This window comes from Paenibacillus hodogayensis (assembly GCF_039536325.1).
GTDB classification, from domain to species: domain Bacteria; phylum Bacillota; class Bacilli; order Paenibacillales; family NBRC-103111; genus Paenibacillus_AB; species Paenibacillus_AB hodogayensis.
In genome coordinates this window covers 961,548-974,573 of the sequence record NZ_BAAAYO010000010.1, presented here as the reverse complement: position 1 = coordinate 974,573, position 13,026 = coordinate 961,548, and the positions used below count along the sequence as shown (strand labels likewise).

Below are 13,026 nucleotides of genomic sequence, written 5' to 3'. Positions count from 1 at the left end.
TGAAGTCTCGCTTTGTACGACGCATACAACCTTTGGCTCCCTCTTCTTTGCGGCCCGCCGCAGAAAAGAGGGACTCTGTTTTGGAAAGGAGCGGGAACATGAAGACCGTCCTGATTATCGACGACGAGAAGGAAATCCGCGAGCTGCTCGCCATCTATTTGAGGAATTACGGGTACGATACGCTGGAAGCCTGCAACGGCAAAGAAGCGTTTGCGCTTTTCCAAAGGGAGCGGATGGACCTCGTCCTGGCAGACATTATGATGCCGGAAATGGACGGCTTGGAGCTGCTCCAAAAAATGCGGGAACAATCCCACGTCCCGTTCCTTTTTCTATCGGCAAAGTCCGACGACATGGACAAAATCAACGGACTCCAGCTCGGCGCGGACGATTACATCGGCAAGCCCTTCAACCCACTGGAAGTTGTCAGCCGGGTCCAGGCGCTGTTCAGGCGCGTCGATTCGTACGTAGTGCCGGAGCAGCAGGAGCGGGAGTGCCTGGAGATCGGCGACATCCGTCTGGATCTGCAAAGCTGCAAGCTTTTCAAGGGCGGAGAGCAGAAGGACATCACCTCGGTCGAGTTCAAAATATTGACCTTGCTGATGCGCCATGCAGGCAGAGTGTTCACCAAAGCGCATATCTACGAACAGGTGTGGGGCGAGGAATACATGGGGGATGAAAATTTGGTCATGGTCTACATCAGCAAGATCAGAGACAAAATCGAAGACAACTCCAGACAGCCTGCTCATCTGATTACCATTAGAGGGCTGGGCTACCGTTTTGAAAAAGCATAGAGCCCGTCCGGGCAAACGTTCGCTCAACCACTCGTTTCTTCGACATTATGTCGCGATAATCGGCCTCCTGCTGGCGGCGCTGGCGCTGTCTCTGTGGATCATGGATGTCGTCATGAACCGCTTTTTGGACAAAGAGCCGGATTTTGCGCGGGTGGACGCCCGGGAATTATACGCTGCCTCGGGAACGCTGCTCGGGAACCTGCCCGGCGAATACGGAGGATGGCTGGAGCTAGTGGACGAAGCCGGCAAGGTGATTGCCAGCGAAGGAAGGAAGACGGATGATGTCGCCCGGTATACCGACTCGGAGCTTTTGGCCAAGCTGGATGTGCACCGGAACAAGGAGGCGATTGCCTATCATGCTTATCCGGTTGCCGGGCCGAACGGGGAACGGTATGTGGTATTATGGAAAATACCCGAGCCGCTCGGAAAAATCGGGACGGCATTGAGCATTTTGGCGGCGGTCTTCATCCTTCTCTTGTGCTTCGCCCTGTACGTCTACACGAGAATGTCGGTCAGGCAGGTGAGGAAGCCGCTGCGGCAAATTGTGGAAGGCATTCAGGGAATGAAACAGCTTCACTATGAAACCCGATTGGACTTTTCGGCGGAGAAGGAATTTGCCGAAATTCGCGACGCCTTCAATGAGATGGCCGAACGTCTCCAGCTTGCGTCGGCGGACAAGGAAACGGCGGAGAAGAAGAAACAAAATATGCTGCTGCACCTGTCCCACGATTTGAAAACGCCGATCACCTCCATTCTGGGCTATTCTCAGCTGCTGCTGGACAGCCCGCCATTGGAGGATAGCCAGAGGCGCCAATATATCCGGTACATTCACGATAAATCCTCGTATATGAGTAAGCTCATTCAAGACTTGTTCGAGCTTGCGAAGCTGGACGACCATCATGTGAAGCTGAACCTGCAGAAGACGAACGTAACCAAATGGGTCCGGCAGAAAATCGCGGAATATTACCCCGATTTGGAGCAACAAGGATTTTCGGTGCGGGTGGAGATCCCGGAGACGCCCTTCTACGTAAGGATGGACGTTGTCCATATGAACCGTGTCGTAGCGAATTTGATCGGCAATGCGATCAAGTACAATCCCACCGGGACGGAGCTGTACGTAGCGGCTGAGCGTGCGGCCGGGCGCATCTTGCTTTGGCTGGGCGATGACGGCGTCGGCTTGCAGGAGCAGGATCATGAACGGCTTTTCGAAGAGTTTGTGCGCGGGAGCTCCGCGGCAAAGGACGGCACGGGATTGGGCTTGGCGATATGCAAAAAAATTATGGCCCGTCACCACGGGACGATCGAGCTTTTGGCCGATCGGCGGTACTCTACCTTGTTCAGGCTAAGTCTTCCCTGCGCAGAAGAAGACGAATAAAGACTCGTCCGGGGCAAAGTTCAAACGGATCAGACGACGCGATCTCCCAGGCCGGGTTGCAGCCGCCTCAGAATGACGGCAGGTGCATATCCGGGCATCCAATCCGTGTTCAATAGCTTGACGTCATGTCGATCGATCTCCGTCAGCCACCAGCAAAAGCGGCAGTCCATGCTGATCCGTACATGAACTGCGCTTCGTCCCCTTTTTCCCCAATCCATCGGATTTCGGCCATTATTAAAACTTCAACATAGCGTAACCGCTGCCTCAAGTTCCTATGCGGTGCTTTCAAGATGTTAACAATGTATAGCAGGATTAAATAAATACTATTTTCAAACCGGGATACTCTATTCCTATAATGGATTATCCGGAACAACTATGGGAGAGCAGCCTCTATGATCTATTTCGGTAAACGCTGGAGCCGGGCGGCGGTATTTATCTTCGGCATGACGCTGCTTGCGGCTTGGACCTCGGGCTGTCGCGGCGATGGCGGGCAGGAAGGGGAGGCCGGCAGCGGACGTGCGGAAGAATCGCTCGCCGGGCGCAGCATTACAGTATATATGGGCAACAGCCCGGCGGCAGATGCGATCCGGACGCTGCTGCCGGAATTTGAAGCGAAAACAGGCTTGAAGGTCGATTTGACGAGTTTCACGAACGAGCAGCTCAGCCAGCGAATGTCCGTTCAATTTGCGGCGGGCAGTACGAGTCCGGACGTGTTCATGCTCCGTCCGCTGGAGGAGCTGAAGCTGTTCGGCGTGGGCGGCTGGCTGGAGCCGCTGGACAAATACGCGGCAGGCGACGCGGAATACGATGCGGCCGATTTTTCACCGTCCGCCGTGGAGTCCGTTACGATGAACGGAACGATTGTCGCTATGCCTTTGTCGACAGAGCAGCAAATTTTGTTTTATCGCAAAGATTTGCTGGCGCAAGCCGGATTATCCGTCCCGCATACGCTGGACGAGCTCGAGGCGGCCGCCAAGGCGCTGCACGATCCGGCAGGCGGTGTATTCGGCTTTGTTGCAAGAGGGCAGCGAAACGCCCTCGTCACCCAGCTGTCTTCCTTCTTGTATTCGGAAGGAGGCGATTTTCAGCATGGCGATAAAGCCGCGATCAATAGCCCGGAGGCGGTCCGGGGCATCGGCCGGTACGTTACCCTGCTGAGACGGTATGGGCCTTCGGGCGTATTCAATATGGGCTGGCAGCAGGCGGCGGGATTGTTCTCGCAAGGAAAAGCGGCGTTCTATACCGATGCGAGCGCCATCTATTCGATCGCGATCGGCTCCGAGCAATCGTCCATCGTGGACAAGGTCGGCTTCGCCACGTTTCCGGCCGGCCAAGCGGGCGCCAAACCGTACAACATTACCGCCTGGGGGCTGGCGATGAACGCAGGCTCCGCTCGTAAGAAAGATGCCTGGCAGTTTATCCGCTGGGCCACGAGCAAGGACGTCGTGATGAAATCGCAGCAAATGGGCAATCCGGGAGCGCGCCAATCCGTCTGGAGCGATCCGCAGGGGGTAGTCGGCTTTCCGGAGGCGTATATCGCCGTCGTCAAGGAATCGATGCGCATCGGGGTCGGCCACGATCGGCCGCAGCTCGTGCAAGTCGGAGCGGCCCGCGATATTATCGGCGACATCGTCATTCAGGGGCTGCTGGACGAAGACGTGAAGGCGGCGGCGGATAAAGCGAATCGCGATTTTCAAGCGCTCATCGACAAGGAGCGAAGTCCATGAACACGTTCGGCAAAGTCATTTTGCTCGTCATTTCGCTGCTCATTCCGATCATTTTTCTGTACGGCTATTCCAACCAAGTAAGCGTAAACGTCGTTCGCGATACGATCGAAGCCGGCAACAAAAACCGGCTTTCCTTTTTTATGAGCCAGATGGAAATGATGATCGATCAGCTCACGAAATATTCGGTGACGGCAAGCCGGGATTACAGCATCAAGGAATATTTGGACGGCCGGGACCAGGATTCGCGGGTCGTGCAGTTACAGCGGCATAACCGGATCGTCGAAATGCTCAATATGCAAATCGCGACCAGCGCCTGGAACAATCAGATCATTTTGTATTTGCGCGACTCACAAGAAATATTGTCGACCGATTACTCCGTTCAATACGACGAAGCATATATCCAAAGTCCGCAGTGGAAAACGTGGGCCCACCGCAGCGCGCTAACGTTCGGCATTACTCAAACGTTTTTTTCCCGGATCAAGGAAAGCGATATCCCGAATTTGCTCGTGGAAGTCCGATTCACCGACGACAACTTGCGCAACATGCTCAATTTGCTGAAGCAGGGCGGGGATCACGAGCCGTTCCTGTACCAATCCGGCTCGGAGCCGATTATCGGGTACACGGCGAATCGCACGCTCGTCAGCCGGGTCGCCGAGCAGTTGGATCGCTCGGAGCTGGCCTCCTACGGGGGAAGCATGACGGTGAAGCTTCAAGACGGGACTTACATCGTCAACTATGTTCGCTCGGAAAGCCTGGGTTGGTTTCTCGTCGATATCGTCCCGCTGCAATCCATTTTCGCGCCGATCGTTACGAGCCGGAACCTGTTTTACGCTTCCATCTGCCTGCTCATGGCGCTGAGCGTTCTGGTCACTTTGCTCCTGTACCGCAACGTGCAGCGGCCGATCCAAATGCTGATCCGCGGCGTACAGCGCATCAAGGACGGCCAATATTCGTCCAGGCTGAAGTCGCAGCCGAACAACGAGTTCGACTTCCTGTTCCGCAGCTTCAACGAGATGGCCGGGCAGATCGGCGACTTGATCGAAAAAGTGTACAAGGAGACGCTCCGCTCGAAGGAAGCGACGCTCAAGCAGCTGCAGTCCCAGATCAACCCGCACTTTTTGTACAACTGCTTGTTTTATATTAAAAATATGTCGAGTCTCGGCGATAAGGAAGCCGTGTCGGCGATGGCGCTGAACTTGGGCGAATATTACCGGTATTCGACCCGGCTGGAGAAACAGACGGCCTCGCTGGCGGAAGAGATGAAGCTGATCGAAAATTACTTGACGATTCAAACGATGCGAATGCAGCGGTTCCACTATGAAATCGACATCCCCGTGGAGATGCTGTCCCTCGAAATTCCGCGGCTGCTCGTTCAACCGCTCGTGGAAAATGCGGTCATCCACGGGGTGGAGAATAGCTCCCGGTTCGGCTTGATCGCCATAACCGGCGAGCGGAAGGAAGGGCAGCTGCGGATCGTCGTCGAGGACAACGGTCCCGGCATGTCTCCGGAAAAGATCGGGGAGCTGCAGCGGCAGGTGGCCCGGCCCAAAGAAGAGGAAGCCGGATTCGGCCTGTGGAACACGCATCAGCGACTCGTTCACATGTACGGGGGCCGGTCGGGCTTGTACTTCGCGCAATCCGCTTCGGGCGGTTTGCGGGTCGAGATGGTATGGGAGGACAACCGCGAAGCGCAGTAGCGCACCGGGCTACCGCAAACGTACCGGATCGCCAACCACATCGAACGGCTGCAAGCGAAAGGAGGAATTCGGATGGTTCAACTGCTTATCGTCGACGACGAAGCGAGTGTTGTGGACAGCTTGGCGGATACGCTTCCTTGGCGGGAGATCGGGGTAACCGCCGTATTCAAAGCTTTTTCCGGCAGCGAAGCGCTTGAGCTGCTGCAGACGAATTCGATCGATATTATGATGACCGATATTCGCATGCCGGGCATGAGCGGGCTCGAGCTGCTCGCGACGGTGCGCCGCAGGTGGAAACGGGTCAAATGCATGCTGCTGTCGGGCCATGCGGAGTTCGCATACGCTCAGCAAGCGCTTCGCCACGACGCCCATGAATATTTGCTGAAGCCGATCGGCGACGACGAGGTGCTGGCGAAAGTCGGCCATCTGGTCGGAGAGCTTGAGCGGGAACGGGATGAAAGCAGGGCTTACGAGCGCGTCGTGAAGGCGTTCTCGGAGAATCTCCCGAAGCTTCGCGGAGATTTGCTCGCCGATTTGCTGCAAGGCATGAAGCTGTCCCCGGAGCGGCTCGGACAGAAGCTGGAATCGCTCAAAATCGCCATTTCGTCCGGCGAGCGATTCGCCCTTCTGCTGTGCCGGCTCGAGGACCGGCTGGCCGAGCTCGATTTCTACAGCTTGTCGCTGATGGAATACGCGGTCGCCAATATGGCCGAAGAGCTGTTCGAAGACGAATTCCGGTTATGGAGCTGCAAAGACATTCACGGTTATATGGTGTTTTTGGTTACGCAATCCGCCGGTGATCCCGCCCGCTCCGATAATCAAGAACAACGCGAGGAGCTGGACGAGTCGGCGGATAGCCGGCTTCAATCGGCGGCGTCCCAGCTTCAGCTTGGCGTAGGTCGATATTTGAAGGGGAGCGTGTCCGTTCTCATCAGCCGTTGGGGATTGTTTCCGATCGACATTCAGCGATTGTACGAAGACATGCTGCTGTCGATGCGCAAGCAGGTTGGCAACCAAAGCGGCCTGCTGATCTACGTATCCAACGAGTTTGAGCAGTTGCCGGTCCATGCGCTGCAACGGTTGAACGAGCCGCCGATGCTCGTCCATCTGCTCGAGTCTGGCGATTGGGAGCGGACGCGCGACAAGCTTAGCGGCGTATGGAACGAGCTAAGCTCGAAATGGGCGGATTCCTCGGAGCATGTGACGGAAGCCTTCTTTTCCGTATACGCCTCGTTCAGCTCGTTCGCGCACAAAAACGGGCGGCAGCTGACCGACATGATCGGGCCGCACCTGTCCGACGCAACCGGCTTGATGCCGATCCGCTCGATGGAGTCGTTTAGGCAGTGGATGTTCCAATCGTTGGAGCTGCTGCAGCAGTGCATGGAAAGCGAAACGCGCAATGACCGGGAGAACGCGGTGCGGAAAATCAAGCAGTTCGTCGGCAAGCATCTCGTGGAGGACGTCTCGCTGCAGAAGATCGCGGATTACATGTACATGCATCCTGTGCATGTGTCGCGCCTGTTCAAGCTGGAAACGGGCGAAAATTTGAGCGATTTCGTGCTGCGCCTCAAGATGGAGAAGGCGGCTACGCTGCTTGCAGATCCGTCCCTGAGAAACTATGAAGTCGCGCTTCGGCTCGGCTACCAAAATCCGAACTATTTTATTAAAGTGTTCAAAAAATATTATTCCGTCACGCCCCAGGAGTTTCGGCAAAAGCTCGAAACGATCGAGGAGCCCTGAGAGCGCCGTGCACGCGCGCGAAAGCTTGAATAGCAACCGGAACACAGCTCGCCCCTTCGGGGGACGGAGCTGTTTTTTTGTCGCACCCCCCTCGTTCGAAGTCGTTAATTTTGTGCTATCCAGGTTAAATAGTTGTCATTTTATGCGCAGGGGAAACGCTTTACTATGAAGGTAAGAGGATTTCGACACTCGCCGCTGCGGGAGACGGAAGCCCGAGATACAAAAGAGGCAAACGCGAAAAGAAGCAAACGATCACAACTACGGGAGGTCACCAGATATGAACCGATGGATCAAAAAGACGGCGGCTGTTTCGCTGCTGGCCGCACTGGCCGCGGGCTGCGGCACGGGAAGCAGCACGGCGGGGGAGACGAAGACGGATAACAAATCCAAACCGACGTTGACGTTTTGGATGAAAAAGCAATTGTTCGAGGACCAAAACAAGCTGATTCAAGAACGGGCCAAACAATTCGGCACCGAGCACAACGTCAATGTCAATATCGAGCTGATTGCCTACGAAGACTTTTATCCGAAATGGTCTGCCGCGATCACATCGAAAACGGTACCGGACGTCTCGTTTTTCGGTTATCAGGAAATCGGCCAATTTTACGGCAAAGACGTGCTCGAAGATGTGAGCGAGCTGGTCAAAACGATCGAAGGCAAAAACGGCGAGCTGCAGGCGAGCATGAAAAAAGCGATTACGTTCCAAGGGAAGCAATACGCGATCCCGTTCTGGACGGAGTCGCAAGTGCTATATTACCGCAAAGATTTGCTGAAAAACGCCGGCTTCGACGCTCCGCCGAAAACGTGGGACGAGTTCCGGAAAATGGCCAAAGCGCTCACCGATCCGGGCAAAGGCATCTACGGCGCCGGTATGGGTTACGGCAAAGGCAACTCTGACGCCGAATTTTTGACCCGCGGCATCATCTGGTCTTACGGCGGCTCGGTCGATACGAAGGACGGCAAGACGGTCATCGTGAACTCGCCGGAGACGATCGAGGCGACGAAGCTGATCCGCGACATTTTCATGACCGACAAAAGCACGCCGCCGAGCGCACTCGGCTGGGACGACAGCGGCAACAACAAGGCGTATCTGAGCGGCCAGGCGGCGATGGTGTTCAACGTCGGCAGCTTGCTTAGCACGATCAAGAAGGACAATCCGGAGCTGTACGAGAAGACGGGGATCGCTCCTTACCCGGCGGGGCCGAAAGGGACGTTTATTCCCGGCATCAGCAACAACCTCGGCATTTTCAAAGACTCGGGCAACAAAGAGCTGGCCAAGCAGTTCGTCGAGTACATGCTCGCGACCGATTGGTACAAAACATGGATCGAGAAAGGCGCGCCGCTTACCGGTCCGGTCTATACGAAGCTGACGAGCGAGCCGATCTGGCAGGATGAACGCAACAAAGCGTTCGTCGATTCGGTGAAAGGGTTCTACTTCCTCGGCTACCCGGGCGAATACAATCCGAAAGCGGGCGAAGTGTTCAATCTGCGCATCGTCAACGATACGTTCCAGAAGCTGCTGCTCGAGACGAGCTATACGCCGGAGACGGCCATCAAGGACTTGCAAACGAAGGTCGAGGACATTTACAAAAAGTAACACTCCAAATACAGGCTGCGGGAAGACCGGCAAGATACGGTTGACCGCAGTCTACAGTTAGGCGGGATTTCACTTGAAAACGAACACGGACAACAAGCTGGCTTACGCGCTGATGAGTCCCGTACTGATCTACTTGCTGGCCGTCATGATCGTCCCGTTCGGCTGGGCGCTTTATCTCAGCTTTACGAACAAGGTCGTCGGCGTCGATGCCAAGTTCATCGGCCTCGGCAACTATATCGAACTTTTCAAAGATTCGCTGTTCTGGAAAGCGGCCTGGAATACGCTCGTCTTCACCCTCGTCGCGGTCATCGGCAAAACGGTATTCGGCATGATCATGGCGCTCGTGCTGAACGAAAAAATCGTATTCCGCAACGTCTTCCGGGTGCTGCTGTTTCTGCCCTGGACGATTCCGACGATCGTCTCGGTCTTCACGTGGCAATGGATTTATTCCGACGTGGGCGGCGTGCTTAACTTTTTGCTGCTGAAGGCGCACTTGGTCAGCGCTCCGGTCGGCTGGCTGGCAAGTCCGGATTTGGCGATGTTCTCGGTTATTCTGGTCAACGTATGGCGGGGCATTCCGTTTATGGGCATCGCGATCTTGGCCGGTCTCCAGACGCTGTCCAAAGAAATGTACGAAGCCGCGATGCTGGATGGTGCCGGGGCGATTAAACGGTTTTTCTACATGACGCTGCCCTCGGTCAAAGAAGTAACGATGTTGGCGGCCGTCATGACGACGATCTGGACGCTGAACGACTTCGAGATTATTTGGCTGCTTACGCGCGGCGGTCCTTCCAACGGAACGCAAGTGCTGTCGACGCTCAGCTACACGATCGGATTTTTGAATATGAGCCTGGGGAAAGCGATCGCCATTGCGATCTTGACGATGCCTCCGTTGATCATGCTGATCAACTTCGTCACGAAACGTTCGCTTTCATCGAATGAGTAGGTGATGCACGATGGAACATAAATCGATCGCAAATCGAATAATCGTCTATGCTACATTGGCCGTCATGCTAGTTTTCGCTTTGTTCCCGCTTTACTGGATGTTCAATACGTCGTTCAAATCGAATGCCGAAATTTACCGGATGACGCCTTCGTTTTGGCCGGAACGGTTTTCCTGGTCCGCCTACGAGAAGCTGTTGACGGAAAACGGCTTCCTGCATAACGTGCAAAACTCGCTTGTCGTCTCGCTGCTTGTCGCCTTCGCTTCGATCGCGGTCAGCATGCTGGCGGCTTACGCGATCGCCAAGCTGCGGTTCCGCGGCAGAAACGTCGTTTCCCGGGGCATCTTGTACGCGTATTTGATGCCGCGCGCGGTACTGTTTATTCCGCTCTACATGCTCGTTTCCTTGATCGGCTTGAACAACTCGATCTATGGGCTGATGATCATTTATCCGACCATTACGATTCCGTACGCGACTTGGATGCTCATCTCGTATTTCAAATCGATCCCGGTCGAAATCGAGGAAGCGGCCATGATCGACGGCTGCAGCCGGGCGCGCACGATGTTCAATATCATTTTCCCGCTGGCCGCTCCGGGGGTTGCGGCAACGTTCATTTTTTCTTTCACGCTTTGTTGGAGCGAATATTTGTATGCGCTAGTCGTGGTGACGAAGAGCTCGGACAAGACGCTGACGCTCGGACTGTCGGATATGATCGTGGGCGACGTGTTCGCTTGGGGTCCGCTGATGGGCGGTTCGATTCTCGCTTCCATTCCGGTCGTCATCATGTACCTGTTCACTTCCAAATATATGGTTAGCGGCATGACCGTAGGAGGAGTCAAATAATGGGCGAGTTGAAAAAAGTGCTGGTAACCGCGACGAATTATTCCGCGCTGTGCGCGGACGCGAAGCGGCTTCTGGAAGAAGGCGGCTGCGAGATCGTCGAGAACAAGCTCGGCCGTCCGCATACGTTCGAGGAACTGATTCCGCTTGTGGGCGACATCGACGGCGTGATCGCCGGTGTCGATACGTGGAACGAAGACGTGTTCAAGCTTGCGCCGAAGCTGAAGGCAATTGCCCGCTTCGGCGTCGGGGTGGACAATATCGATCTGATCAAAGCCCGCGAATACGGCATTCAGGTGACGAATGTGCCCGGAGGCAACGCGAACGCGGTAGCGGAGCTGACCGTTGGGCTGCTGTTGGCCGCTATTCGCCGCCTCCCGGCTCTGCACCAGTCGGCCCGGCGCGGTTATTGGGACCGGCACGTCGGAGAGGAGCTGGCGGGCAAGACCGTTTCCTTGCTCGGCTTCGGCAATATAGCCCAGATGGTGGCGAAAAAGCTTGGCGGCTTCGATGTTGCCGTCATCGCCTACGACAAATATCCGAACGAGGCGAAAGCCAAGGAGCTGGGAGTCGAGCTTGTAACGGCCGAGGAGGCGCTGGCACGGGGCGATATCGTCAGCATGCATTTGCCGAGTATTGCGGAAACCCGCCATATGATGAACGACGCCCGATTCGCGATGATGAAGCCGGGAGCTTATTTCATCAATACGGCGAGAGGAGCGCTTGTTGACGAGCAAGCCTTGTACAGTGCGCTGGAATCGGGGACGATAGCCGGCGCGGCGATCGACGTGTACGAGGCGGAGCCCGTTTCCGCGGACAACCCGCTGTTCCGGCTCGACAACATCGTGACGACGCCGCATACGGCGGCCGAAACCGAGGAGACGTACCACAGGGTCGGACTCGTCACCGCCGAGGCGCTGCTCGATGTTTTTGCCGGACGGCAGCCGAAGCATCCGGTTCTTGGCTAGAGGGAGGAACCGGAAATGAGCCGGATGCGCGTAAATCTCGGCCGCGCCCGGCTCGCCGGCGAGGACGGCATTCGTTTGCCGAGTATGGTTCCCGTGCTGCAATCGTTCGCCTCCGAAGGCATCGATCCGCAGCAAATCGAGCAAAAGATTCGGGACGAGTTCGGCAAGCCGGACATTCGGGGGCGAATCCGGCCCGGCATGCGCATTGCCATCGGCGTCGGAAGCCGGGGCATCGACGAGCTCGCCCGGATTGTGCAGTCGGTCGTCCGCGAGCTGAAGGCGCTCGGCGCGCAGCCGTTTATCGTGCCGGCCATGGGCAGCCACGGCGGAGCTTCCGCGGAAGGGCAAGCCGAGCTGCTTGCCGGGTACGGCATTAGGGAGCGGCTTCTGGGCGTACCGATCCGGTCATCGATGGATACGATCCGGCTCGGTGAAGTAGCGGACGGCGTGGAAGTGTACTTCGACCGGTTGGCTTACGAGCAAGCCGACGGCATTGTCGCCGTTGCGCGCATTAAACCGCATACCGATTTCAAAGCATCCATCGAAAGCGGCATATTGAAAATGCTCGGCATCGGCTTCGGCAAGCACAAGGGTGCCGCTCATCTGCACCGCTTCGGCATGGAGCGTTTCGGAACGCTGCTGCCCGAGGTCGGCAAGCTCGTGATCGAACGTACTCCGTTTTTGTTCGGCATCGGCATCGTCGAGGACGCATCCCACCGGACGGCGCATATCGAGGCGGTTCCCGGGAATTGCTTGCCCAGCAGGGAAGAGGAGCTTCTGGTCATGGCGAAGCGGCTCATGCCGCGAATCTGGCTGGACGATATCGACGTATTGGTTGTCGATGAGATCGGCAAAAACATCAGCGGCTGCGGGATGGACCCGAACGTCATCGGGCGCTCCGGCGCGATGCGCCGGTTCGGCGACGGACCCGCGGTGCGCCGCATCGTTGTACGAGGATTAACCGAGGATACGAAAGGCAACGCGGTCGGCATCGGTCTCGCCGACTTTACGACCCGGCGGGTGGCCGAGCGTATCGACTACGCGGCGATGTATACGAACGTGATCACCGCGATGGACGTCTCCGGGGGCAAGCTGCCGCTCGTCATGACCGACGACCGGACCGCATTGTTCGCCGCTGTCAGCACGATCGGCATGAGAGCTCCCCACGAAGCGCGAATCGTGCGAATTCGGCATACGCTCGAGCTTCGGCACATTCACGTATCCGAAAACATGATGGCCGAAGCGGAGGCCCATCCGATGATGGAACCGGCCGGCGAGCCTGCGGCATGGCGGTTTGACGCCCGGGGACACCTTGCCGATTGAAACGATAACTGAAGGAGAGCATAT

Annotated in this window: 10 protein-coding genes; all 10 read left to right on the top strand. The window is 56.4% G+C overall.

Going from position 1 to position 13,026, the window contains the following annotated elements:
- The first annotated feature begins 98 nt into the window (after window positions 1-98).
- The 10 genes from ABD796_RS23115 to ABD796_RS23070 all read left to right on the top strand — a co-directional run bounded on the left by ABD796_RS23115 (window position 99) and on the right by ABD796_RS23070 (window position 13,002).
- Window positions 99-791, top strand: a complete 693-nt coding sequence (locus ABD796_RS23115; RefSeq protein ID WP_344912320.1) for a response regulator transcription factor — start codon at window positions 99-101, stop codon at window positions 789-791.
- The gene (locus ABD796_RS23110) at window positions 778-2,166 is read left to right on the top strand and encodes a HAMP domain-containing sensor histidine kinase (protein WP_344912318.1); all 1,389 of its coding nucleotides are present in this window, start codon (window positions 778-780) and stop codon (window positions 2,164-2,166) included. The genes ABD796_RS23115 and ABD796_RS23110 overlap by 14 nt, the downstream gene beginning before the upstream one ends.
- A 392-nt stretch (window positions 2,167-2,558) precedes the next feature.
- Window positions 2,559-3,893: an ABC transporter substrate-binding protein gene (locus tag ABD796_RS23105; protein ID WP_344912316.1), complete on the top strand. Its 1,335-nt coding sequence runs from the start codon at window positions 2,559-2,561 to the stop codon at window positions 3,891-3,893.
- Window positions 3,890-5,590, top strand: a complete 1,701-nt coding sequence (locus ABD796_RS23100) for a sensor histidine kinase (RefSeq protein ID WP_344912314.1) — start codon at window positions 3,890-3,892, stop codon at window positions 5,588-5,590. Before ABD796_RS23105 ends, ABD796_RS23100 begins: the two co-directional genes overlap by 4 nt.
- 72 nt (window positions 5,591-5,662) lie before the next feature.
- On the top strand, window positions 5,663-7,330 hold the full coding sequence (locus ABD796_RS23095) for a response regulator (RefSeq protein ID WP_344912312.1): 1,668 nt from the start codon (window positions 5,663-5,665) through the stop codon (window positions 7,328-7,330).
- Between the two features lie 277 nt (window positions 7,331-7,607).
- On the top strand, window positions 7,608-8,927 hold the full coding sequence (locus ABD796_RS23090; RefSeq protein ID WP_344912310.1) for an ABC transporter substrate-binding protein: 1,320 nt from the start codon (window positions 7,608-7,610) through the stop codon (window positions 8,925-8,927).
- A gap of 73 nt (window positions 8,928-9,000) precedes the next feature.
- On the top strand, window positions 9,001-9,873 hold the full coding sequence (locus ABD796_RS23085) for a carbohydrate ABC transporter permease (RefSeq protein ID WP_344912308.1): 873 nt from the start codon (window positions 9,001-9,003) through the stop codon (window positions 9,871-9,873).
- A gap of 10 nt (window positions 9,874-9,883) precedes the next feature.
- Entirely contained in the window at window positions 9,884-10,714 is an 831-nt protein-coding gene (locus ABD796_RS23080; RefSeq protein WP_344912306.1) for a carbohydrate ABC transporter permease, read from the top strand.
- The gene (locus ABD796_RS23075) at window positions 10,714-11,679 is read left to right on the top strand and encodes a phosphoglycerate dehydrogenase (RefSeq protein WP_344912304.1); all 966 of its coding nucleotides are present in this window, start codon (window positions 10,714-10,716) and stop codon (window positions 11,677-11,679) included. Before ABD796_RS23080 ends, ABD796_RS23075 begins: the two co-directional genes overlap by 1 nt.
- A 15-nt stretch (window positions 11,680-11,694) precedes the next feature.
- The gene (locus ABD796_RS23070) at window positions 11,695-13,002 is read left to right on the top strand and encodes a nickel pincer cofactor-dependent isomerase, group 22 (RefSeq protein WP_344912302.1); all 1,308 of its coding nucleotides are present in this window, start codon (window positions 11,695-11,697) and stop codon (window positions 13,000-13,002) included.
- Window positions 13,003-13,026: the final 24 nt, after the last annotated feature.